This is a genomic window from Bacillus sp. AM 13(2015), from assembly GCF_001518755.1.
Classification (GTDB): Bacteria; Bacillota; Bacilli; order Bacillales; family Bacillaceae; genus Bacillus; species Bacillus safensis.
Genome location: NZ_LKCP01000040.1, coordinates 1 through 22,863, shown reverse-complemented (window position 1 = coordinate 22,863; position 22,863 = coordinate 1). Strand labels below are relative to the sequence as shown.

Below are 22,863 nucleotides of genomic sequence, written 5' to 3'. Positions count from 1 at the left end.
GTCTACAATCATATCAACAGATCATATTTTCATAGGTGAAGCTACTCAAAACGTTACATAAAACATAAGAAAATGATCCTAATCTCAGAAAATGATTATTGACAAACCTACCAGATTTTTGGATTAATAAATTAAGGGGAAAAGATTGTTTCGTTTGAAATGGGGGGTTTTATGAAAAGAAGGCAGTATAAATTTTATTACAAGCTTGTGACGTTTTTTTTCATACTTAGTACGATTCCAGTTATCATTGTCGGTATTTTTTCTTATCAGCATTCGCAAAAAACAGCACTTGAAAATATCTCAAATGAAAAGCTCGACAGCGTCAAACAAATGCAATCCAATATTGAGCATATTTTAAAAACGGTTGATCATTCTCTCACTCACTATGTCAGTTCGACACCTCTCCTTCAAACACTGGCAGAACCTTTAAATCCAGACCAATTCCAGCTTTATAATCAAGTACAGCAGGAACTGAACTACCTGCAAACCTTTGACACCGACCTTTCCAATATTACACTCGTCAGTAAAATGGAAGATTGGTACATGAACAATTCGGGGCTTTATCATGTCACAAGCGAAGACCAAGAAAAAGCGCTGACCTCTTACCTCAATATACCAAGTCACTCCAGCTGGGCACTTGAAGAGAATAATCCACTTGTTGCGACTAAAGAAGGTAAAGCATCCTTTTGCAAGTACAATGTGAATTTAATCAAACAACTGCCTATGAACAGCGTTCAAAAAAAGGGAATCGCTGTCGCCAGCATTCCAAGCTGCGTGATTGCTGATAACATGCCTGACTTCTCTCAATCAGATAGCATGTTTGTCATTGATACAAACGGAAAAGTGCTGCTACATAATCGCAAAGAACAAATTGGTGAATCGCTGAAATATCAAGATTTCGTCAAGCATGTGCTCTCACTTGAAAAACGATCAGGACAATTTGATATGAAGATCGACGAACTCAACTATCAAATCACATTTCAAAAATCAGATTATAATGAATGGACGTACCTATCCTTTGTTTCTATTCCAGAACTTAAGCAGCAAACGAAATCAATCGGGTGGATTACCTTTATTATCTGCACTATTTTGTTAGCGCTTTCATTGCTATTTTCATGGTTTGGTTCCAGACACTTTTATAAACCAATCCGCTTATTATACGAGTCATTTGCACGCAATGAATCATTTTTGCAAAAACAGCCTTTTCAAAATGAATTTGAGTTAATTGAATCGAGTATTAAACAAATGAAAGATCAAAACAATGATTTAGAGGAACGGATTGAGCAGCAAGTGACACATTTACAGCAATACTTTATGGTACGGCTGCTGCTTGGAAAGCTGACAGATGAAGAAGTAAACAACCGGTTCCAAAGCTTAGGCTTTCCTCAGGGCTGGTCTCAATTGTCCATGCTCGTGACCCAAATCGATACGTTAAAAGGAACTCCTTATGAAAAAAAAGATGCTGATTTGCTTTTATTTGCGATCAATGGACTGATCGAGCAGATTATTCCGCAAGAGGAGCACCTTCAGCCAACCGTTGTCAATGAACATCAAACAACGATTATCCTTAACCACTCAAAGTCAGACGAAGAGTTTACTGAATATTTAAACCAATTAGCAGAAACCATTCAGCAGCGTATCGAAGAAGAGCTTGGTTTATCGATCAGCATTGGGATCAGCCGCCAGTTTAAGGAGCTTACGATGGCAAAACACGCTTACATTGAAGGAAAAGAAGCCTTAAAATACAGACTCAAAGCAGAGAAAAAATCCATTATCTTATATGAGCATATCCAGCAAGGAAAGGCGTTCAAAACCCATTTTCCAAAACAGCTGCAGCATGATTTATTTGATGCGGTGAAAGCTGGCGATCAAGGCAAGGCGGATCACTATTTACATGTGCTCTTGCAATCCATTTTCTCTAAAAATGCAGGACCGCACGAATACCAGATCGCCCTCGCTCGTTTTTTAAACAATTTAATTGAGCTGATGCATTTGCTAGGTATTGAATTATTTGAGATCGAAGACAACAAAATGCTCTATGATACGATTTTTGAATTTAAAACCTTTGAAGATACAGAAGCATGGCTGAAACATGAGATCATCCGGCCAATTATTGACCAGCTTGCTGCACGTGAAGACTCACAATACAAAAACATCTCAGAAAAAATCATTCATATTATTCATCAAGAATTCGACTCAGATCTCACCTTGGATGAAATCGCCACACGCCTGCATTACAATCCTAATTATTTAAGCAGTATTTTCAGAAAGGAAATGGATATCTCCTTTAGTGAATATCTCTCTTCCTACAGACACCATGTCGCTAAAAACTGGCTTGTAGAAACCGATATGTCCGTCAAAGAAATTTCGGAAAAACTGAAATATAAAAACCCGCAAAATTTCATCCGATCCTTTAAAAAGCTGGAAGGCACAACTCCTGGTAAATACCGCGACCAGAAAAAAAGCACGTAACACAAAGAGTCCCGCTCTCACACGAAAGCGGGGCTCTTTTATTTAAACTGTTCATTTAAGATGCTGTCTTCCAGCACTGAAAGCGGCTCTCCATACACACGTTCAATATGAGCTGCTCCCCAATCGCATAGCGCATTGAGAATTCTTTCGAGTGACTGTCCGTATTCACTTAATTCATATTCCACTTTAGGCGGCACCTGTTCATAGACAATCCGGTTAATGACGCCATCACTTTCAAGCTCTCTCAGCTGCTGCGTCAGCATTTTTTGTGTGATGTTTGGCATAAGCCGCTTCAATTCGCTCGTACGTTTTTTCCCGTGTGTCAAATGACATAAAATCACACACTTCCACTTCCCGCCTATGACATCAAGCGTTGCTTCCACAGAGATATTATATTTTTTCTTTTCCATCGAATATTCACTCCTCTTTGTACGAATAGGCACTTTTTAGTACCTATATTACAAAAAAGTACGTACTTTTTTTTTCGTCATCTATGTTAGATAATAACTCTTGCCGATCGGCTTCGTCTATCAAAATGTCATCACAGAAGGATGTGAACTTACTGATGAAGAACAAGCAAAACCATTTTGCTCTGCTCGCACTAGCGATTAGTGCTTTTGCTATAGGAACAACTGAGTTCATTAGTGTCGGTCTTTTGCCAATGATCTCAGAGGACTTTGGAGTGAGCGTCAGTCAGGCGGGCTGGACTGTCTCTTTATATGCACTTGGTGTGACATTTGGAGCGCCTATATTGACTTCCCTTACTTCCACGATGAAAAGAAAGACATTGCTTTTGCTCATTATGCTCGTCTTTTTGATTGGTAATACACTTGCCACCATTGCCCCGACCTTTTCAGTGCTGTTAATCGGCCGGGTGATTTCAGCCTTGTCCCATGGAATCTTCATGTCCATTGGCTCTACGATTGCTGCAAGCCTTGTCGTGAAAGAAAAACGGGCAAGCGCCATTGCCTTTATGTTCACTGGTTTAACAGTAGCGACTGTGACAGGTGTGCCATTCGGGACATTTCTTGGTCATGAGTTCGGCTGGCGGACATCATTTGGTGTGATTGTGATCATTGGTCTGATCGCACTGATATCCAACTATTTTCTTGTTCCGTCTCAATTAAAGCAGGGTGTGAAAACATCTTTTAAAGATCAAGCTGTCTTATTAAAAACAAAAAGAATCTTGCTTTTATTTGTCATTACAGCCACAGGGTACGGAGGAACCTTTGTCGTCTTCACATATTTATCTCCTCTCTTGCAGCATGTCACAGGTCTTGCGCCTGGGGCTGTGGCGTTGATCCTGCTTTTATACGGCATCACGATCGCAGCTGGAAATGTCATTGGCGGAAAAGCTGCTAATGCACAGCCAATGAAAGCACTGATCTATATGTTTATTATCCAAAGCATCATCTTGTTTATCCTTAGCTTCACTGCAGGATTCACAGTGTTAGGCATTGGAACCGTCATGCTGATGGGTCTGTTTGCTTTCATGAATGTACCTGGACTGCAAGTAGCCGTCGTTGATTTTGCCGAAAGATACACCCCTGGAGCAGTCGACGTCGCATCTGCTATGAATATCGCTGCCTTTAATGCCGGTATTGCCATTGGCTCATTTTTAGGCGGCATCGTGACAGATTCACTTGGTCTTGTGCATACAGGCTGGGTCGGCGGCATCATGGTCCTCATCGCAGCCATTCTTACGATGATCAGTTATCAAATGGAACAAAAAGAACAAATACAAACCAACTAAAGGAGTTTTTATTATGGAACATTTACAAAGTACAAAAACATTAAACAATGGAGTCCGCATGCCAGGCTTTGGCCTTGGTGTATTCAAGGTGGAAGATGGAGCAGAATTAGTTGATGCTGTCAAAACAGCCATTCAATTAGGCTATCGCAGTATTGATACAGCAGCTATTTATGGAAATGAAGAAGGTGTTGGACGAGGCATACAGCTTGGTTTAGCAGAAACAGGACTGCGCCGCGAGGACATTTTTGTCACATCAAAAGTGTGGAATGCCGATTTAGGATATGAATCTACCCTTCATGCATACGAAGAAAGCTTGAAAAAACTTCAGCTTGACTACCTTGATCTGTATTTAATCCATTGGCCAGTTGAAGGAAAATACAAAGAAGCTTGGCGTGCACTGGAAACCTTGTATCGTGAAGGAAAGGTCAGAGCCATCGGAGTGAGCAACTTCCAGCCGCATCACTTAGACGAGCTATTAAAAGATGCAGAGATCAAACCAGCTATCAATCAAGTAGAATTTCATCCAAAGCTAACGCAGGAAACACTCTATACGTATTTGAACTCTCATGGCATTCAAATGGAAGCTTGGTCACCGCTGATGCAGGGTGAACTGCTGCATCACCCGCTGATCACAGAGCTGGCAGACACGTACAGTAAAACACCTGCTCAAATTATTTTGCGCTGGGATGTACAAAAAGGTGTCATCACCATCCCAAAATCAACGAAAGCACATCGTTTAAAAGAAAACGCTGATATATTTGATTTTGTCTTAACTGATGAGGATATGAAACGTCTTTCTGACTTAAATGAAAACAAACGTATCGGTCCAGATCCAGACAACTTCGACTTTTAATCAAAACACCCCCGCTTTTTTGCTTTGCGGGGGTGTTCCTATTGATCATTTTGATTTTTTAAAGGAAGCCTCATATTCTTCTATGATTTTATTCCCACCATTTGATTTCCATTTCTCTACATCTTTCTGAAATTGATCTTCACTGATGTCTCCAAGAATGAACTTATACGTCGCATCATCGATGATTTTCTTCAATTCGTTTCCACGCTCTGATGCTGTTTCTGAATACAGGCTTTCAGCAGGATTGGCAACGATGATGTTTTTATTGTCTTCTTCTAGCTCTTCATATTTAGAACGAACTGCATCCCCTTTATTTTTCAAGTAACGTTTATCAATTCCTACAAGACTGACAAGTGGCTGGACATCTGTCTGCCAGCCTTTCACTTGGCTTTCTTCCCTGACAAATGTATTTCCTTCTTCTTTCTTATAATGCTGGCCATCGATACCGTACGTCATGAGACCATACACATCTTCTTCAGCAATGCGGTCAAAGAAGGCCAAAATCCGCTTTAATTCTGCCTCTGATTTCACGCTTGTTTTAGGGAATGCGAAGATGCCATTATGACCACCTGATGCCCACACACGTTCTTTGCCATCTGGGCCTTTGATTCGGTTGATAATATCTACTTTCATGTTTTTATCTGTCGCATCATCTCGCAGGTTCACGGCATCTACCATATTTCCAACATAGATGCCTGCTTTTCCTTGTGAGAATAATTCCTGCTGCTGTGTTTTGCTTGTCACTGGGAAGTCTTTGTTGATATAGCCATTATCACGCAGCTTTTTCATGTATTTCATTGTATTCATATATTCATCTGTCATAAAGTCTGGCGTGAATTTCCCGTTTTCTTCTTTCCAGTCTGTAGGCATACCTTCATATGAACCAAGTGTTTTAAATGCTCCATAAATTAAATCGTTCCGATCCGTAAAGCCAATTGTATCCGCTTTTCCGTTTTGATTCGGGTCTTTTTCAGTAAAGGCTTTGGCTACTTCATATAGATCATCCAATGTTTTTGGTGTATCCAAATTTAAATTTTCAAGCCAATCCTTTCGAATGACAATCCCTTGTCTTGAAAGTGGTCTTTCTCTATAGATGCCATAAAGCTTGCCGTCTATAGAGGCGTTTTTATTAATCAGTTCGTTCATCTTACTTAAATTTGGATAATCCTTTAAATACGGACCGACTTCCCAGAACATGCCTGATCTGAACGCATTAATCGCAGACGAATTTTTAATGTCTTGAATCGTCACAATTTGCGGCAAATTCCCTGCTGCAAGTGCGGAATTTAACCGATCTTCCTTCACAGCATCAGGCACCCATGTAATATCAAGCTCTGTATTTGTGAGCTTCTCAATCTCTTTTAAAACGGAATCCTTCGGCGGCTGCTGATGATATAAAATCGCCATCCATGTCAGCTTTACCTTTTTGTCTAAATCAACCTTCTCATCTGATGAGTTTGCCCCTTTACTTGAACATGCTGACAAAATACCGCTTGCTGCAAATAACAGGACAAACGCAATCAGCCATAATTTCTTTCTCCCCATAAGATCCCTCCGTTGTTCCATCTTTTTAACCCTTTACAGAACCTAGTAATGCCCCTTTGTTGAAATGCTTTTGAATAAATGGATAGACAAGCAGAACCGGAATGGTCGCCACAACAATGACAGCCATTTTAATCGTTTGGTCTGGCGGTGGTGTGGATGAGCCCATATCCGACATATCTCCCTGCATTCCGCTTGAGACAATGACAATCTGTCTCAGCAGCACCTGAATCGGCCATTTCACTGAATCATTTAAATACAGAATGGCGGTCATATACGTATTCCAATACGTCACGGCATAAAAAAGTGAAATGGTTGCAATGGCTGGCAAAGAAAGTGGCAGCACAATTTTAAAGAAAATCCCTAAATCGTTACAGCCGTCCATCTTCGCTGATTCCTCAAGACTTGCCGGTATGTTTTGAAAAAAGTTTTTCAAAATGATTAAATTGAACGCATTGATTGCAACCGGTAGAATAAGTGACCAATACGTATCAAGCAGACCAAGTGTTTTCACCACAATAAACGTCGGAATCATACCTCCGCTAAACAGCATCGTGAAGACAACGAGAAACATCAGTGTTCTCCGGCCTTTTAGCTCCTGGCGAGACAGCCCGTATGCCATAAGCGAGGACAAAAACATGCTGACAGCTGTTCCAACAAGCGTCACAAAAATGGACACAATGAGACTGCGATACACAATATCTGTAGAAAAAATGTATCGATATGCCTCTAAAGAAAACGTCGTTGGGAACAAGATAAACTTCTTCGTGATGACCTCTTCTACTGTTGCAAAAGAGGCGGCAATGACATGGATGAACGGAAGCACACAAATTAATGCGAACATGAGTAGAAAAGAGTAATTAAATAAATTGAACAATCGGCCTTTAATAGAACGATCTATGTTCATCACGCCCTTTCTTTGAAAGCGTTATCATTTCAACTGAAAGTAAGCTGCAGCCTGTGACGATATCGTGATTAAAATGTAACAAACGAGGGAAGAAAGCGTCTATAATCATCTTGACAGACCAACTGAATAGATCATGTCAGCCGTGCTTTTATACTCATGAAACAAAAGAATAAGATCATTAGCTCTTGACATGATTATGCCCTATGCCTGATCATTTTCTTCGAGTATTTCCGTCGTATTGACATCTGGTTTGTAGCCTAACTCCTGCTTCGTTTTCTCAGTAGACCATGGCTTTCCTTCATTCTCTGATACAGCATAATAGGTCCCAAAGGGAATATCCGATTCAATCGCTGCCTTTGTCATACCTGCAAGATCCTCATGTGACAGCAGTGTTCTTTTTGTTCTTTGTTTTTTGTGTAATGCCTTCATTTCATCTGTTACAACTGTTCCAATCCGTAAATTGATGACAGACATTCCCGTTTGATCGTGGAACAAACGGCCCAGCTGTTCGGATGCAAATTTTAAAATGCCATATACATTTTTAGTCGCAGGCACATCGTCAGTTGTAATCTGCCGTCCAAGTAAGGAGCGTCCATCCTCTTCATAACGATCCGTCACATGGTTGCTGCTTGCAAAAATGACTTTTCGTATGCCAAGCCGCGCGGCTGAACGAAACATATAATAGGTACTCCTCCAAAAAATATCAGTCATTTTTGCAAATTCTTCATGATCCATCACATCATGCGTCATGTCAATGTTTAGAAGATGCAAGATGACATCTGTATCCCGCGGAATTGCCTCATATACATTCTGTTCATTCGCTGCATCGGCTAAAATGACTCCTTCTACACAGCTCGTCAGATCAATAATCGTGACACTGTATTCAGTAGAGAGCGCTTTTGTTAAAAGGCGTCCAATTACACCGCACCCGCCAATGATGGTGATTTTTTTCATCTGTCTCCTCCTTTCTTTTGACGTAGTATGTCCAAGCGTTTTCTTGATTACAGCCACTTTTTCAAAAATCGTGTCGCCTCGTGACGCATAGCGGCTGTTTCAAAATGACCTGCATGAAGATGGGCAAGCTGATATCGTTCTTTCAATGAAGCAGCTTGATAGGTTTGACTCAATACCTTTTGAATCCTTCCAACGCCTTCAGCAGGCGTGAGCTGATCAAGTTTTCCAACTAAGCTTAAATGCGGTCTTGGAAAAATCATTTCTTGAATGTCCGCTGCTGTAAAATACTTTGCTAATCTCGGTACATAGTAATAAAAGCCATGCCTATCCAAATTGTTCGTTTCAATTAATGTATGATGATCCACCTGTGCGCAAAGATCAATACACACACTTACCCTCTCATCAAGTGCAGCCGTCCACCAGGAAAGGAGACCGCCCATTGACATCCCAAAGACAGCTAACCGGTCCGCCAGTACATCAGATCGAGATAGCAAATAATCAATCGCACACATGCTTTCATACAGCATCATGCCCCACATCACTTTTCCTGTTAAAAGCATTTCCTTAAAAATTTCACTTTCTGTTCTTCCTCTTCTCTCACCAAACCCTGCATGATCAATGGCGAGTACACTATATCCTTTTGACGTAAACTCTTTTGCATATGAAGTCGCTTGCAAATAATGAGCACCCTCTAACAGCTCTTCCTTCCCGTTCACGTAATTACCGCCATGAGAGTGTTGGAACAGTACTACGGGTCTTTTTTTCACCGTATCCTTCGGTTTCACGAAATAAGCAGGGACTTCCTCTACACCATTCATAGAGAGAATAAGTGTTTCCACTACATATGATTCACGTTCCTCCATTTTTAACGTATAAGCCTCCACGCGATGACGTTCTGGCATTTCTCCTAACAGACTGAGCAGTTGTTCACGTTTGCTTTCCTTTTCCATTGACGTCACTCCTCATTTTCTTGATCACCTGTTAAAATACGAGACCGATGCAGGAATCACCTTGTTTTCGACAAAATTATGTCCCGGGAAATAAAGAACACCCACCGGTTCATACCGATGGGTGTCATCATTAGTTCGCAACAATATTGACAAGCTTCCCAGGAACCGCAATCACTTTGCGAATGGTTTTCCCTTCAAGCTGTTCTTTTACGCGTGCATCATTTTTCGCAAGCTCTTCTAACTGCTCCCTTGTTGCATCAGCAGGAACGGTTAATTTTGCTTTCACTTTACCGTTAAGCTGTACGACAATTTCTACTTCATCGTCGACAAGCTTTGACTCATCATATTGAGGCCATGCTTCATAAGAAATAGACCCTTCATGACCAAGTTTATTCCAAAGCTCTTCTGCAAGATGCGGTGCAATTGGAGAAAGAAGCTTTACAAAGCCTTCTGCATATTCTTTCGGCAGTGTATCAGCCTTATAGGCATCGTTGATAAACACCATTAATTGTGAAATGCCTGTATTGAAACGCAAGCCTTCATAATGATCAGTTACCTTCATGACGGTTTCATGATAGCTGCGTTCTAATGCGCCGCCAGATTGCTCTGTCACTTTATCACTGAGTGAGCCATCTTCATTTGTAAATAGACGCCATACACGATCAAGGAAACGACGAGCACCATCAAGTCCTGTTTCAGACCAAGCAATTGACGCATCTAAAGGCCCCATGAACATTTCATAAAGTCGTAATGTATCTGCACCATGAGATTCTACGATATCATCCGGGTTGACCACATTTCCTTTTGATTTACTCATTTTTTCATTGTTTTCCCCAAGAATCATGCCTTGGTTGAACAATTTCATGAAAGGTTCTTTTGTTGGAACAACACCGATATCATACAAGAATTTATGCCAGAAGCGTGCATATAGAAGATGTAGTACAGCGTGTTCTGCTCCGCCGATATACACATCAACTGGAAGCCATTTCTTCAGCTTCTCAGGAGATGCAAGCTCTTCTGAGTTATGAGGATCAATATAACGTAAGAAATACCAGCAGCTGCCTGCCCATTGCGGCATTGTATTCGTTTCACGGCGGCCTTTCTTACCTGTTACAGGATCTACAACCTCAACCCAGTCTTTAATATTGGCCAATGGTGATTCACCTGTACCACTTGGCTTAATCTCAGTTGTCTTAGGCAAGATCAGTGGAAGCTCTTCCTCTGAAACAGCTGAAGATGTTCCGTCTTCCCAATGAATGATTGGAATCGGTTCACCCCAGTAGCGCTGACGGCTGAATAGCCAGTCTCTTAAACGATATGTGACTTTCTTTTCACCCTTTTGATGTTCTTCAAGCCATGCAATCGCTTTTTCAATCGCCTCTTCTTTTCCTAAGCCATTTAGGAAATCAGAGTTAATGTGCTTTCCATCACCTGTGTAGGCTTCTTTTTCGATGTCTCCGCCTTCTACAACTTCTTTGATTGGAAGATCAAAGGTTTTGGCGAATTCATAATCACGTTCATCATGAGCAGGTACGGCCATAATCGCCCCTGTTCCATAAGTGGCTAACACGTAATCTGCAATCCAGATCGGCATTTTTTCACCATTTAACGGATTGATGGCATATGCCCCTGTGAAAATACCCGTTTTCGTTTTGGCAAGATCTGTCCGCTCTAAATCACTCTTCGATTGAATTTCTTTGATATATGCTTCGACTGCTTCTTTTTGAGTAGCTGATGTAATTTTTTCAACTAGTGCATGTTCTGGAGCAAGCACCGCATAAGTTGCACCAAATAGTGTATCAGGACGCGTTGTAAAAACCGTAAACTGTTCGTTATGCCCTTCTACTTCAAAATGAACGTGCGCACCTTCAGAGCGTCCGATCCAGTTACGCTGCATATCTTTGATGCTTTCAGGCCAATCAATGTCCTCTAAATCTTCTAACAGCCTGTCCGCATATGCTGTAATCTTTAGCATCCACTGCTTCATAGGACGTCTTTCAACAGGATGGCCTCCGCGTTCACTTTTTCCATCAATGACTTCTTCGTTTGCAAGCACTGTGCCAAGCGCTGGGCACCAGTTCACTGGTACTTCATCGATATAGGCCAATCCTTTTTCGTACAATTTTAAGAAAATCCATTGTGTCCATTTGTAGTAATTCGGATCTGTCGTGTTGATTTCTCGATCCCAATCATACGAGAACCCTAGTGATTGAATTTGGCGGCGGAAGTTATTGATGTTCTCTTCTGTAAAGGCCGCCGGGTCATTCCCTGTATCAAGTGCATACTGTTCTGCCGGGAGACCAAATGCGTCCCATCCCATTGGATGAAGAACATCATATCCCTGCATACGTTTCATGCGTGATAAAATATCCGTTGCTGTATAGCCCTCAGGGTGCCCGACATGAAGCCCTGCTCCTGATGGATATGGAAACATATCAAGCGCATAAAACTTCGGTTTATCTTCCGAGTCAGATGTGGCGAATGTTTTATGTGTCAGCCAATAATCCTGCCACTTCTTTTCAATTTCCCGATGCTGAAAACTCAATGTGAAAACCTCCTTTAATATGTACGGCTTTATCTGCTTTGATGACCACTGCAAGAATTCAGATTTTTCTAAAATCAACAAAAAACCCTCATCCCTGGAAAGGGACGAGAGATTTTTTGGTTCCCGCGGTACCACCCTTGTTAGCGTAACATGCTGTTCGTACGCTCACTTAATATCTTTAACGCAGACATGCGACAGAAGCTTTAACGCAACTGCAACTCTGAGGCGAGTTCAGAAGCAGATTTGATTGACTTTCACCAGCCGTCAATTCTCTAAAGACAAATACTGCTTTCCTACTACTCCTCTTCACTGTTCTTATCGTAACCGTCATCTAAGTAGTATTTTATAGAATTATGATCATAAGTGCAAGCAGGTTTGTATACAATGGGAATGTACCCTAGACTAGGGTAAAGTAGAGGATATTATTCGTGTGGAGATCGGTTATGACGGCTGGAGTCTGCATCCTGTGAACGCTGATCTCTTACAAAATCAAAGCTTCGCAGAACTGCTTCTCCTCCGTAACCTGAAATAATTGATAAGATGATCAAGTGCAGACTAGATTCGGGATTTGAGGATAAGACAAGCAGTGTAGCGGCAATCATCCCAACGAGCCAATCTTCAATAAACCCTAAGTAAATAAACTTTTTTGTCATTCTGGGCTTCTCTAGCCTGCCTTTTTTCTTTACGTGACCGAGAATGCCCATGACCCCTCCAATGGCGCAAGCAATAATGACTTGTTGCAGCATTTTCATCACCTTCCTAAAGCCCTTAGAATAGTAAAGCGACTTCAGGCTGTCCAGCCCCCTGTAATGCCATTCTGCTGTTCCGTCATAATCCATGTAAAAGGTCTATTCTCTCTAACGAAGAAAAAAAGCTTGTTTCTTCCATTATATGTGAATGACCTAAAAACAATCTTGATGCATTGGAATCATTTTTACCTAATCCATATTAACTATTTTTGTCATTTTATGAATGTTGAGTAATTGATTCCTTCTTTTTCTAATGAAAAGTCTCCTTACTTACTCTATTCTAATGGAGGACAAACTATGATGACAAATTTAACAAAGCGTTTGCAATCGTTGAAACAGAACATATGTTATGTTACGTTTATAAGGATTCATTTGGTTGAAAAGACAACCACTTGATATGTCTTATAGCAGCAAAGGAGGGTAATATGGTCAGCTCGAACATTTTCGGCTTGCAAAAACAGCTTGAACTCATCAAAAAAGCGCTGGATCATGCGCGCATCGGTGTTGTCATTACAGACCCTTCCTTAGAGGATAACCCTATCGTTTATGTGAATCATGGCTTTACACAAATGACTGGATACAAACCAGATGAGATTCTTGGGCGTAATTGTCGATTCCTTCAAGGAAAAGACACGGATCAAAAGCAGCTTGCTTTAATTCGTCATGGAATTCAAAACAAAACACCTATTACCACACAGCTAAAAAATTATAAAAAAGACGGCACTTTTTTTTGGAATGAACTCAATATAGATCCTCTATACATTGAACAAGATGACAAAACATTTTTCATTGGTTTTCAAAAGGATATTACGAAACAGAAAGAATATGAACAGCTCCTAGAAGATTCCTTACAGGAAGTCACCTCTCTTTCGACGCCAATCGTCCCAATCAAAAATGGTGTATCTGCCCTTCCGCTTATCGGGAAATTATCTGAAGAGCGCTTTGATGCCATTGTCGCTAAGTTAACCTGTATATTAGATGATTCAAAGGATGATTATTTAATTGTCGACCTTTCTGGTTTAATCGAAGTCGATGATTCCGTCGCAGCACGCATTTTCAAACTGCATCATCTTCTCAATCTAACGGGAACCGAACTAATCATCACTGGAATCAAACCGCAGCTTGCGATGAAAATGAAAGACCTCGATACAGATTTCCAGAATACGATCACTTATTTGACAGTAAAAGAAGCCATAAAAGGATTACCATTAGCTGAAAACCCTGTGTAAACAGGGTTTTTTTAGTTGAACCGCTTCCCAAAATGGAAAAATGAGGTATGATAGGTGTAAATAGCAATTTAGGGGGGCTGTTAGATATGTTGTTACTCATCATAGGTCTTTTATGTGTCTGTTTTGCCATCGGATATGCCGTCAATTTCTTCTTACTCAAACGCAAGAACGAGCTGATTTTTTCAAAGAAACTATTCTATCCTTTTTTGATCATTGGTCTCTTCTTTTCCATTATGTCATTACCGCTTGCTGCTGCAAATTCACCAAAAGCACAAGCCGATCCATCTTCCGAACAGCTTTTAAAGGATCAAAAGGAGCTCTCAGCTGACATTTCGAGCTTAAAAGCTGATAAAGAGTCGCTTACCTCCTCTTTAGAAGACGCGGAGAAGGAAAAAGAAAAGCTGGAAAAAAAACTAGAAACGATCACCTCAGAAAAAGAAACGGTCAAACAGCAAGAAAAGACCATTCAATCGCTTGAAGAGAAAATAGACAAGCTTACCTCCAGCAATGAAACACTTAAACAAGAAAACAAGAATAGTAGCAGCGATACGAAATCTTCCACCGTCCAGCGATCTGCTCCTAAAGATGAAGGAAAAAGCACAGGCGGTCATGAATCACAAAAGGAAACAAAAAAAGAATCAGCTGCCTGTAACATTAAAGGGAGTGTCAACGGTATTTATCACACACCAAGCAGCAGATACTACTCTAGAACAAAGAATGTAACCAAAATGTTCTGCTCCGTAGAAGAGGCTGAGACGTGCCAGGATACAGGGCACCTAAGCAATAGCGATGTTTAATTAAGATTAAAAAGAACCTCCTGAGCGCCCAATCGGGTTTTCAGGAGGTTCTTTTTTAAATTTCTCTTCTTAAAGCTGATAATACATTCGTTTTTGTTGCCTTACGTGCCGGGTTCAGCCCTGAGATGATCGCTACCCCTGCGCTGATCACTGTTGCTGTAATCACAAGGCTAAGCGGAATATAGGAAAAAGTAATCGAGAATTGATCGCTTGATCCTCCCTCAGACATGGACGACAAAATGGCTGGGATGATTAAATTAACGGCGAAACTAATCAAATATGAGATGATAATACCGATGATTGATCCGATGACTCCAATATAAGCACTTTCCATTAAGAACATTCGCTTGATAATGGATGGATTCGCGCCAATGGCTTTCATAATCCCAATCTCTTGTGTTCGCTCTGTTACCGCCATGGTCATCGTATTGAAAATACCGATGGCAGAAATAATGACTGCAATACATCCGACAAAAATAAGTCCAATTTTGAAGACTGTAAAGAACATAGCCATTCCTTCTAGCTGATTCGTCACAGAGATGACTTGGTAGCCTTCATCTGTTAGTTTATCCGTGAGTGCACCGACATTGTCGAATTTATCTGCATAAACAGAGGTCATTTTCTCGACATTTCCTGCTTCAGGAGACAGGTCGAGTATTTGGCCAAATTCTTTTTCATAAGCATTCGGAATCAGAATTTTATGATCCTCCTGCCACTCCAAATTCGGCTTTTTCAAAACACCTACTACACGGAAATCAAATGTTTTTTCTTTGACGACTTCATTTTCTTCATTTAGTTTTGGCACTTTGATTTGAATCACTTTATTTAAAATATCCTTCGTGTAGCCTTTAGGCTCCTTCGGTGTTTCTTCACCATTTGACGTCTGATTTAATTCTTTTTCATAGGCTTCGCGTTCTTTTTTTGTCCACAGTTGCTGCGCCATATGATACCCAACCACAATTTCGTTCGCTGACGTTGGGACTTTTCCTCGGTCTAGTTCAAGCCCTGCTTCTTTTTCTTCTTTCATATCGGTCAAAGCAGCCTGCGTTTCACTTGAACGGTTATCGAGCTCGACGTTAACCGATGGAATGATCGATGTTCTTGAGACAACAGATTTTACATGATCATATTTCTTTAAATCATCAATCTTGACGTCTCCTTTTTCTTTTCCTAACACTTTAATTTCTGTGATGATTTGCTGCTTCATAATTTCATCTTGAGCTGATTTTTGCAAACCAAAACCGACAGACGCTAAAACGATTAAGAAAGAGCATGCCATTGTCGTCGCAAGAATGGTCATAAACACACGCAATCTATTTTTCTTCATGTTTCTTCTTATGAATTTGACCTGATCTCTAAATTTCAATGGATTGTTCCCCTTTCTTTAATACACCATCGTGAAGCTGGAACGTTGTGTCTGCGATTGAAGCGACTTCATCGTCATGTGTAATGATGACGAATGTAATTCCTTTTTCACGATTGAGCTGCTGGATAAAGGCTAGAATTTCTCCTTCAGTTTCTGAATCGAGACTCCCTGTTGGTTCATCCGCTAAAATAATAGATGGATTTAAAATCAAGGCTCTTGCAATACTCACACGCTGCTGCTGTCCGCCTGACAGCTCATTTGGGTAATGTCCTGCGTGATGTTCAAGACCTACTCGTTTCAGCATTTCTTTTACTTTCTCTTTTCGTTCAGACGGCTTCACACCTTTTAAAGTGAGCGGAAGTTCAACATTCTCATACGTTGTTAAGCTCCCAATCAACTGAAAGCTTTGAAAGATAAAGCCAAAGTGGTCTAAGCGAAAGTCTGCCCATTCTTTTTCATTAAAGCCAGTCACATTGGTGCCATCAATGGTAATTTGTCCACTCGTTGGCGTAATATAACCTGATATTAAGTTCAACAAAGTCGATTTCCCTGAACCACTTCGTCCAACAATACAAGCAATATCGCCTCTTTTAATGGACAGGTCAATCCCTTTTAGTACAGGAATTTCATTTTCCCTGCCTTTTTTACCAATTTTAAATACATGATCTAATGCTTGAATCTGAATCATCTCTACTCCCCTGCTCTCTGTTTATCTTTTTCGATAGATTAAGAAATAACTCGTTAGTGCGCCCACAGCTCCACCGATGAGCATGCCAGCAATATAACCAAATATGGAATTATCTGAAGCAAATCCAAACCACCCAAACCCTAGAACACCGAAGACAATGACCATAATCTGAATCGGTCTATCCATATTTGAGTAAAGGAAGAAGCGGCCATTTCTTTCAATTGGATGTTTTATAAAGCTAATTAAGCCAATTAGATAGAACAGAACCATCATGACAATAGGTATAATGAATTCTTCACCCGTGAACCAATAAGGATAATCGGGTTGGAAAGGGTGCGTTGTAATATAAGTAATTGGAGACATAGGCACTAACAAATACGTGAAGCTCTTATCTACCCAACTACCACTTGTCTTGATGATAATATCTAAATGAAGAAGCGGTAATCCGATCACTAAAAAGGGTAAAGTAGCTGTGCTGAACCCAACAATTGCTTGTGAAATGGAACTTCCAGTTAAAGTACCCGCTGCAAAAAATAAACTATAAAACATCAAGGAGGTGACAAGCGAAATGACATAACCATTATGAAAACCAGATGTTTCCAACGGATTAAGTCCTAAAATAAGTAAATAGGTAAGAATAAAAGAAACGGCATGAACGACTGCAATGATTCCAGCACCTAAGAAAAACTTTGTGTGATAAATTGCACTTCTGCTAAACGGTAAAGATAAGGTAAAGTCCATGTGCCCTTTATTTCTCTCAAATCCCAGCTGAATGACAGCAAAGAAGAGCCCCATTAACCAAGAAAGGGAGAGGAAAGCATCTGTATTAAAGAAATATGAAAAACGCGGTGAATCGACAATACACTCTGTATCGTTTAGACACGTTTGAAAAGAAGAATATTCCATTAAGAATGCGAAGGGTGTCGCAAGCGTAGCAACGAGCATCACTAAAATGAATGTCAGCTCAGACTGCTTCCACTCCTTATATAATAATTGCCGCTTTACCATCTGCGTTTCCCTCCAAACTTCGCAATGAATACTTCTTCTAAATTCACAGGCAGTTCATGCCATACTTTTGGCTTTAGTGACTTCAAGTACTCTTTAGCCTCCACGTCGGTTTTAAGAACAAGCGCTGTATAGAAAACGCCCGCTTGATCCAAAATCGCAACGCCATTTTTACGAATACTTAAGTTCATATCTTCTTCAAAGGCCATTTGGATTTTGACATAGTCATCCTTTAATTCATCTAAATCCATGACACTTGTGAGTTCATTTCCTTCTAAAAATCCGATTCGATTACACATACGCTCAATGTCTTCTAAACGGTGAGATGTAATGAGAATCGATGTTTCACGTTCTGCCACTTCGTCGATCATGAGCTGAAGCACATCATTTCTTGTCACAGCGTCGATTCCATCAGTCGGCTCATCCAATAAAATGACCGCTGGTTTGATCGCAAAGCTTAAAATGAGCGACAGCTGTTTCTTTAATCCTGTCGACAATTCACGATATTTCACTTTTTCCGGGATCTCATACCGGTTCACAAGCTCATTGGCATATGTCACGTCAAACTTTGGATACAGTTGTTTTAAAAGCTTTACAAGCTGTCCATAATTGTACCTGTCAAAGTAAGGATTTACGACCGGCATATATACAATATTTTGCTTGACTAGCGGGTGGTCTTTCACCAGCACGTCTTTGAAATAAATCTCTCCTTCATCCGGAAGAAGAATTTGCTGTATCAATCGGAGAAGCGTTGTTTTTCCAGAGCCATTCCGCCCTAACAGACCGAAGATCTCACCTTTTCCTATTTTGAAGGAAACGTCACTGAGGACTTGGCGTCCATTTAAAGTTTTTGATACATTTCTGACCTCAATCAACTTGTTTTCCTCCTTTAAGACTTGAGCCGATCTCTTCTAGCCATTCCTTCAGTTGATGAATATCAATACCGGCATAATGAGCTTCTATGATGAGTTGTCTTAACTGTTCTTTCATCTCGAGCACCTTCCCTTCATTCAGCTTTAACTGAGCACCTTCTGTTACATACGTACCACGGCCTCTTAGCGTTTCAATAATCCCTTCCCGTTCAAGTTCTTTATACGCTTTGCTGACGGTGTTTGGGTTGGCAATAATAATGGTGGCGAGCTCTCTGACAGAGGGCAGTTTGTCACCTGGCTTCATCACGCCTTTTAAACATAAAATTTTGAGCTGCTCAATGATTTGTTCATATATTGGCGCAGCGCTTCTTGGATCTATTTGGATCATGATGGCTCCCTCTTTCCTCATTCATGCTTTTGCAGTCCTATCGCTTGTTCATGTCCTTGCATTAAAGGGACCGAATTGGGTATCAAATCTTTTTGAACTTCAAAACCAATGAAAACGAGAACGAAAAAAAATGTACATGCTAACGCAACAGCCAGCACCATCCACTTCAAATTGATTGGCTTTTTTTCTTTTTTCATGGTTGAACACCTTTCTTCACTTTTTAAGTGTCTGTAGTGTATTAGTTGATGTAGTACACTTAATACAATATAGACACTTAATTGAAAAGTCAAGAGACTCTAGAAAAAAATAGGCTGTTTTCGTAAAGATTGTTGCTCTCTTGATTATACTGTTAAAAGGTTGTTACAGTGGGCATTCGGGAGGCGTTTAAGTATGTGGGAAAATGTTTATGAAGAGTTCAGCAATTTAACCAAATCAGAGCAATTAGCCTTGTTTAACGTAATGAAACAAGACTTGTTTCCAGACGAACCAGATAAAATGACAAAACTACTTAAAAGCATTCGTGAAGCCAGATTTGCTTCTGGTTTATGGTTGTACCCAAAATTGCTGAACGCCTTAAAATACACATTTCCGCCGCATTTTATTGGAGACATAAAATCTTGAACGCATCAGGCAGTTTCGGATTTAATCAACTTTAAGGTATCGTTGAAAGTGATGAAACTTTCTTTCGTGAGTCTATGAAGGGGCGAGAAATCACCCATAGAAAAGCCAAAAAGCGTGGAGAAAAGGACGAAAAGAGAGGTATTTCTAACCTTAAAATGCTGTTGTCGTAGCACAAGACCGTAATGGAAGTGTAATTGCAAGGCAGGAACAGATCGTGTTAAAGCAGAAGGGTGAGTATATTCACCCTTCTGCTTTGCTATGCACTGAAACAGCAACAAATTATAAAAAGTTCGCAAAGATAACAGGATTACAACATGAACAGTCAATGAGCGTCAAAAACAGCGTGTAAAGAAGTGGATTTACCACATTTAACACGTTAATAATTTTTCATAATCGCCTGTAAAAGTGTATGGAGCGTTTTCAAGGAGTTGCAAAAAAATATTGGACAACTACCTCTACTGGTTCCGATGGCTTGATAAGGAAAAGAATTTAGCATTTGAAAAACGAGTAGAGCAAAGGCTTGTTTTAGCGTGTCAAAAATCTAATTATAGTACAGTTTAGATGTTGAGAAGTGCAATAATAAAAGACCCCAATATTAAGGTCTCTACAAGGTTTTAATTAGATACTATTACTTGGTTTTTGGACTTGCTTTTGAACAGGATTAGCACCCACCATACTAATAAAAATATATAGCCTATAACTGTATAGATAGACCAAACTGCCCCCTGTTGCAATTGACTAAATAAGTGTTCAAATTCATTCATTCCTTCTACTCTACCAATGCTATTTATCAGGCTAATAATCGGAATTGTAACAGTAAATACAATGGTTAGAATGGACAATCCCCTATGTTTATTTTTCACAACACTGAATATTGCAGTTCCAAATGTTGCTAAGAAAAACAAGTAATATAATGCCCAAAACCAATTAGGAAGGGTCTCCAACATTTTTTCTACCCCCTTGATTAAAGATATTTGCAATTTCTTTATATAACATATTTTAACAGAATAAAAACCAATTACAAATATATATCCAAAAACAACAATCTTTGCGAAAACATCCAAAAAATAAAACAGACCCTTTAAGAAGGATCTGTTCATCAAACATTATCGTAAGAAATTCCTAATATCATTTGGTTTTGCAAGCTCTGAATTTGAACACGCGCCCTGTCTAACCGTTCTCTTTGCTGGTCATTGGCGACATCTTTTAATTTTTCTAATTCGTTGACCGTATTCTCAAGCATGAGCTGTGCTTTAGAAAATTCTTCCTCATTATAATGTTCCTGTCGTGAGCTCAAATCAAATTGCTCACTTGCAAACTCAAGGGTTTCAGTACTTTTTTGGATAAATTCATCGATCGACTGCCTTGTTGCCATCTTACATTCCCTCCATTTCATCATCGCTCCCGCCTATTTTGCCCATGTAAAGCTTTTTCACTAAAGAAAATGTTGGACAGATTCAATTGTCCTCCTTCGTGATTTTTGTTAAACTTTAAGGATGCCTATTATTACGCAAGGAGGTTACTGACTTGGATCAGCATAACCCTTTTTTATATTCAAACAGCGAAAAACGTTATCACACATGGAACTACCATTTGCGTGAACACTTTGGTCATAAAGTATTTAAAGTAGCCTTAGACGGCGGCTTTGACTGCCCAAACCGTGATGGTACCGTAGCCCACGGCGGCTGTACATTTTGCAGTGCCGCTGGTTCTGGTGATTTTGCAGGAAACCGGGCTGATGATCTCATCACTCAATTTAATGAGATCAAAGACCGGATGCATACAAAATGGAAAGACGGAAAATACATGGCGTATTTTCAGGCGTATACAAACACACACGCGCCGCTTCCTGTCCTAAAAGAAAAATATGAAACCGTCATGAACCTGGATGGTGTCGTAGGTCTATCCATTGCAACAAGACCTGACTGTCTGCCGGATGACGTAGTGGAGTATTTAGCCGAATTAAACGAACGCACTTACCTATGGGTAGAGCTCGGTCTTCAAACGGTACACGAACGGACAGCGATGCTCATTAACCGTGCTCATGATTATGAATGCTACGTTGAAGGTGTAGAAAAGCTGAGAAAACACGGAATTCGTGTCTGCTCGCATATTATCAACGGATTGCCTCTTGAAAACCGGGACATGATGATGGAAACAGCAAAAGCTGTTGCGGATTTAGATGTGCAAGGAATTAAAATTCATTTGCTTCACCTTTTAAAAGGGACCCCAATGGTCAAGCAATATGAAAAAGGAAAGCTTGAGTTTTTAAGCCAGGAGGAATATGTTCAGCTTGTTTGTGATCAGCTGGAGATTCTTCCTCCAGAAATGATTATTCATCGTATTACAGGAGACGGCCCAATTGAATTAATGGTTGGTCCAATGTGGAGTGTAAATAAGTGGGAAGTACTAAATGCCATTAATGCTGAGCTTGAAAGACGTAACAGCTACCAAGGGAAACGTTTCGTCAGATTGGAAGAAGCAGCAAAATGATTTTGAAACGCATGCTTCCTTTTAGTAAAGAGCTGTTAGAACGCGCGTGTCAAAAAGGCGACATCGTCATAGATGCAACAATGGGAAACGGCCACGATACACTCTATTTAGCTGACCTTGTAGGAACTGATGGTCAAGTGTTTGCATTCGACGTGCAAGAGGAAGCCTTGCAGCAGACAAGCAAAAGGCTTGGCGATCAATATCCTTACGTTCACCTGATCCATGATGGACATGAAAAACTGGCGGATCATCTGCCGAAGGATGTTTATGGACATATATCTGGTGCAGTGTTTAACCTTGGGTATCTGCCCGGAGGCGATAAAGCCGTTACCACTCAGGCGCATACAACCATTGAAGCGATTAAACAACTCCTCGAATGGCTCAAACCCGGAGGACTGATCGTCCTTGTGATCTACCATGGACATCCCGAAGGTAAAAGAGAAAAAGAAGTGCTTCTCGACTATTGCAGATCACTGTCTCATGAAGAAGTACAAGTTTTATCATATCAATACATGAATATTCAAAACGACCCGCCTTTTGTGGTCGCCATTGAAAAAAAGCTAAAATGATGTGCATTTTAGCTTTTTTCTTTTCAGCATGATAGAAAACCTTTGCAGACCTGACACCGAACGCGATGGTTTGTCTACACGCTGAAGCTCAAATCTAATGGATTTGAGCT

At 40.4% G+C, this 22,863-nt stretch carries 22 protein-coding genes, 1 pseudogene and 1 other annotated feature; of the genes and pseudogenes, 8 read left to right on the top strand and 15 right to left on the bottom strand.

Going from position 1 to position 22,863, the window contains the following annotated elements:
* Nucleotides 1-171: 171 nt before the first annotated feature.
* The gene (locus AOQ70_RS05480; protein ID WP_059375130.1) at nucleotides 172-2,472 is read left to right on the top strand and encodes a helix-turn-helix domain-containing protein; all 2,301 of its coding nucleotides are present in this window, start codon (nucleotides 172-174) and stop codon (nucleotides 2,470-2,472) included.
* A 38-nt stretch (nucleotides 2,473-2,510) separates the two neighbouring features.
* Here the strand turns inward: AOQ70_RS05480 and AOQ70_RS05475 are convergent, their stop codons facing one another.
* Nucleotides 2,511-2,882 carry a winged helix-turn-helix transcriptional regulator gene (locus AOQ70_RS05475; protein WP_034322520.1) on the bottom strand — a complete coding sequence of 124 codons (372 nt, stop codon included), beginning with the start codon at nucleotides 2,880-2,882 and terminating at the stop codon, nucleotides 2,511-2,513.
* Nucleotides 2,883-3,037: 155 nt separating this feature from the next.
* On the opposite strand from AOQ70_RS05475, the gene AOQ70_RS05470 reads away from it, so the two are divergent.
* Both AOQ70_RS05470 and AOQ70_RS05465 read left to right on the top strand, forming a co-directional pair.
* Nucleotides 3,038-4,225, top strand: a complete 1,188-nt coding sequence (locus AOQ70_RS05470; RefSeq protein WP_039180778.1) for an MFS transporter — start codon at nucleotides 3,038-3,040, stop codon at nucleotides 4,223-4,225.
* Between the two features lie 10 nt (nucleotides 4,226-4,235).
* Nucleotides 4,236-5,078, top strand: coding sequence for an aldo/keto reductase (locus AOQ70_RS05465; protein WP_180272432.1), 843 nt, complete (start codon nucleotides 4,236-4,238; stop codon nucleotides 5,076-5,078).
* Between the two features lie 45 nt (nucleotides 5,079-5,123).
* On the opposite strand, the gene AOQ70_RS05460 is transcribed toward AOQ70_RS05465, so the two are convergent.
* The 6 genes from AOQ70_RS05460 to AOQ70_RS05435 form a co-directional block, all read right to left on the bottom strand.
* Nucleotides 5,124-6,623 (bottom strand): extracellular solute-binding protein, encoded by a 1,500-nt coding sequence (locus AOQ70_RS05460; protein WP_039180784.1) that lies wholly within the window; start codon nucleotides 6,621-6,623, stop codon nucleotides 5,124-5,126.
* 25 nt (nucleotides 6,624-6,648) lie between these two features.
* Entirely contained in the window at nucleotides 6,649-7,509 is an 861-nt protein-coding gene (locus AOQ70_RS05455) for a carbohydrate ABC transporter permease (RefSeq protein WP_106025828.1), read from the bottom strand.
* 219 nt (nucleotides 7,510-7,728) lie between these two features.
* Complete coding sequence (locus AOQ70_RS05450; protein WP_059375128.1) at nucleotides 7,729-8,481, bottom strand: NAD-dependent epimerase/dehydratase family protein; 753 nt, start codon at nucleotides 8,479-8,481, stop codon at nucleotides 7,729-7,731.
* A gap of 47 nt (nucleotides 8,482-8,528) precedes the next feature.
* Nucleotides 8,529-9,431 carry a dienelactone hydrolase family protein gene (locus AOQ70_RS05445; protein WP_059375124.1) on the bottom strand — a complete coding sequence of 301 codons (903 nt, stop codon included), beginning with the start codon at nucleotides 9,429-9,431 and terminating at the stop codon, nucleotides 8,529-8,531.
* A gap of 130 nt (nucleotides 9,432-9,561) precedes the next feature.
* Nucleotides 9,562-11,976 carry a leucine--tRNA ligase gene (gene leuS, locus AOQ70_RS05440; protein WP_039180797.1) on the bottom strand — a complete coding sequence of 805 codons (2,415 nt, stop codon included), beginning with the start codon at nucleotides 11,974-11,976 and terminating at the stop codon, nucleotides 9,562-9,564.
* 97 nt (nucleotides 11,977-12,073) lie between these two features.
* Nucleotides 12,074-12,295 (bottom strand) — a binding site (T-box leader).
* A 103-nt stretch (nucleotides 12,296-12,398) separates the two neighbouring features.
* The gene (locus AOQ70_RS05435) at nucleotides 12,399-12,728 is read right to left on the bottom strand and encodes a DUF4257 domain-containing protein (RefSeq protein WP_228280384.1); all 330 of its coding nucleotides are present in this window, start codon (nucleotides 12,726-12,728) and stop codon (nucleotides 12,399-12,401) included.
* A 422-nt stretch (nucleotides 12,729-13,150) separates the two neighbouring features.
* Here AOQ70_RS05435 and AOQ70_RS05430 point away from each other — a divergent pair, with 422 nt between their 5' ends.
* Nucleotides 13,151-13,954 carry a PAS domain-containing protein gene (locus tag AOQ70_RS05430; RefSeq protein WP_039180805.1) on the top strand — a complete coding sequence of 268 codons (804 nt, stop codon included), beginning with the start codon at nucleotides 13,151-13,153 and terminating at the stop codon, nucleotides 13,952-13,954.
* Nucleotides 13,955-14,040: 86 nt separating this feature from the next.
* Nucleotides 14,041-14,751 (top strand): sunset domain-containing protein, encoded by a 711-nt coding sequence (locus tag AOQ70_RS05425; protein WP_231730830.1) that lies wholly within the window; start codon nucleotides 14,041-14,043, stop codon nucleotides 14,749-14,751.
* 55 nt (nucleotides 14,752-14,806) lie between these two features.
* Here the strand turns inward: AOQ70_RS05425 and AOQ70_RS05420 are convergent, their stop codons facing one another.
* From AOQ70_RS05420 to AOQ70_RS05395, 6 genes are read right to left on the bottom strand one after another with little or no spacing between them, the layout of a single operon-like run.
* A complete protein-coding gene (locus AOQ70_RS05420; protein WP_039180812.1) occupies nucleotides 14,807-16,117 on the bottom strand; it encodes an ABC transporter permease in 1,311 nt (436 codons plus the stop codon).
* On the bottom strand, nucleotides 16,107-16,805 hold the full coding sequence (locus AOQ70_RS05415; RefSeq protein ID WP_039180816.1) for an ABC transporter ATP-binding protein: 699 nt from the start codon (nucleotides 16,803-16,805) through the stop codon (nucleotides 16,107-16,109). The genes AOQ70_RS05420 and AOQ70_RS05415 overlap by 11 nt, the downstream gene beginning before the upstream one ends.
* 21 nt (nucleotides 16,806-16,826) lie before the next feature.
* Nucleotides 16,827-17,813, bottom strand: a complete 987-nt coding sequence (locus AOQ70_RS05410; protein WP_058838197.1) for an ABC transporter permease subunit — start codon at nucleotides 17,811-17,813, stop codon at nucleotides 16,827-16,829.
* Nucleotides 17,807-18,685 carry an ATP-binding cassette domain-containing protein gene (locus tag AOQ70_RS05405; protein ID WP_039180822.1) on the bottom strand — a complete coding sequence of 293 codons (879 nt, stop codon included), beginning with the start codon at nucleotides 18,683-18,685 and terminating at the stop codon, nucleotides 17,807-17,809. The genes AOQ70_RS05410 and AOQ70_RS05405 overlap by 7 nt, the downstream gene beginning before the upstream one ends.
* Entirely contained in the window at nucleotides 18,678-19,070 is a 393-nt protein-coding gene (locus AOQ70_RS05400; protein WP_019743690.1) for a GntR family transcriptional regulator, read from the bottom strand. The genes AOQ70_RS05405 and AOQ70_RS05400 overlap by 8 nt, the downstream gene beginning before the upstream one ends.
* 17 nt (nucleotides 19,071-19,087) lie before the next feature.
* Nucleotides 19,088-19,267, bottom strand: a complete 180-nt coding sequence (locus tag AOQ70_RS05395; RefSeq protein ID WP_039180825.1) for a hypothetical protein — start codon at nucleotides 19,265-19,267, stop codon at nucleotides 19,088-19,090.
* Between the two features lie 193 nt (nucleotides 19,268-19,460).
* Here AOQ70_RS05395 and AOQ70_RS19520 point away from each other — a divergent pair.
* Nucleotides 19,461-20,252: pseudogene (locus AOQ70_RS19520) on the top strand (IS1595 family transposase).
* Nucleotides 20,253-20,305: 53 nt separating this feature from the next.
* On the opposite strand, the gene AOQ70_RS05385 reads toward AOQ70_RS19520, so the two are convergent.
* Nucleotides 20,306-20,638 (bottom strand): hypothetical protein, encoded by a 333-nt coding sequence (locus AOQ70_RS05385; RefSeq protein WP_039183270.1) that lies wholly within the window; start codon nucleotides 20,636-20,638, stop codon nucleotides 20,306-20,308.
* 152 nt (nucleotides 20,639-20,790) lie between these two features.
* Nucleotides 20,791-21,066: a YtzC family protein gene (locus AOQ70_RS05380; protein ID WP_039180834.1), complete on the bottom strand. Its 276-nt coding sequence runs from the start codon at nucleotides 21,064-21,066 to the stop codon at nucleotides 20,791-20,793.
* 152 nt (nucleotides 21,067-21,218) lie between these two features.
* On the opposite strand from AOQ70_RS05380, the gene AOQ70_RS05375 reads away from it, so the two are divergent.
* Complete coding sequence (locus tag AOQ70_RS05375) at nucleotides 21,219-22,184, top strand: TIGR01212 family radical SAM protein (RefSeq protein WP_017358356.1); 966 nt, start codon at nucleotides 21,219-21,221, stop codon at nucleotides 22,182-22,184.
* Entirely contained in the window at nucleotides 22,181-22,753 is a 573-nt protein-coding gene (locus AOQ70_RS05370) for a tRNA (mnm(5)s(2)U34)-methyltransferase (RefSeq protein WP_041086761.1), read from the top strand. The genes AOQ70_RS05375 and AOQ70_RS05370 overlap by 4 nt, the downstream gene beginning before the upstream one ends.
* Nucleotides 22,754-22,863 lie beyond the last annotated feature (110 nt).

Excerpts from the sequence above, each read along its gene's own strand:
- AOQ70_RS05480 (WP_059375130.1), top strand. The coding sequence starts at position 172 with ATGAAAAGAAGGCAGTATAAATTTTATTACAAGCTTGTGACGTTTTTT.
- AOQ70_RS05475 (WP_034322520.1), bottom strand. The coding sequence starts at position 2,882 with ATGGAAAAGAAAAAATATAATATCTCTGTGGAAGCAACGCTTGATGTC.
- AOQ70_RS05470 (WP_039180778.1), top strand. The coding sequence starts at position 3,038 with ATGAAGAACAAGCAAAACCATTTTGCTCTGCTCGCACTAGCGATTAGT.
- AOQ70_RS05460 (WP_039180784.1), bottom strand. The coding sequence starts at position 6,623 with ATGGGGAGAAAGAAATTATGGCTGATTGCGTTTGTCCTGTTATTTGCA.
- AOQ70_RS05450 (WP_059375128.1), bottom strand. The coding sequence starts at position 8,481 with ATGAAAAAAATCACCATCATTGGCGGGTGCGGTGTAATTGGACGCCTT.
- AOQ70_RS05445 (WP_059375124.1), bottom strand. The coding sequence starts at position 9,431 with ATGGAAAAGGAAAGCAAACGTGAACAACTGCTCAGTCTGTTAGGAGAA.
- AOQ70_RS05435 (WP_228280384.1), bottom strand. The coding sequence starts at position 12,728 with ATGAAAATGCTGCAACAAGTCATTATTGCTTGCGCCATTGGAGGGGTC.
- AOQ70_RS05430 (WP_039180805.1), top strand. The coding sequence starts at position 13,151 with ATGGTCAGCTCGAACATTTTCGGCTTGCAAAAACAGCTTGAACTCATC.
- AOQ70_RS05425 (WP_231730830.1), top strand. The coding sequence starts at position 14,041 with ATGTTGTTACTCATCATAGGTCTTTTATGTGTCTGTTTTGCCATCGGA.
- AOQ70_RS05415 (WP_039180816.1), bottom strand. The coding sequence starts at position 16,805 with ATGATTCAGATTCAAGCATTAGATCATGTATTTAAAATTGGTAAAAAA.
- AOQ70_RS05410 (WP_058838197.1), bottom strand. The coding sequence starts at position 17,813 with ATGGTAAAGCGGCAATTATTATATAAGGAGTGGAAGCAGTCTGAGCTG.
- AOQ70_RS05400 (WP_019743690.1), bottom strand. The coding sequence starts at position 19,070 with ATGATCCAAATAGATCCAAGAAGCGCTGCGCCAATATATGAACAAATC.
- AOQ70_RS05395 (WP_039180825.1), bottom strand. The coding sequence starts at position 19,267 with ATGAAAAAAGAAAAAAAGCCAATCAATTTGAAGTGGATGGTGCTGGCT.
- AOQ70_RS05385 (WP_039183270.1), bottom strand. The coding sequence starts at position 20,638 with ATGTTGGAGACCCTTCCTAATTGGTTTTGGGCATTATATTACTTGTTT.
- AOQ70_RS05380 (WP_039180834.1), bottom strand. The coding sequence starts at position 21,066 with ATGGCAACAAGGCAGTCGATCGATGAATTTATCCAAAAAAGTACTGAA.
- AOQ70_RS05370 (WP_041086761.1), top strand. The coding sequence starts at position 22,181 with ATGATTTTGAAACGCATGCTTCCTTTTAGTAAAGAGCTGTTAGAACGC.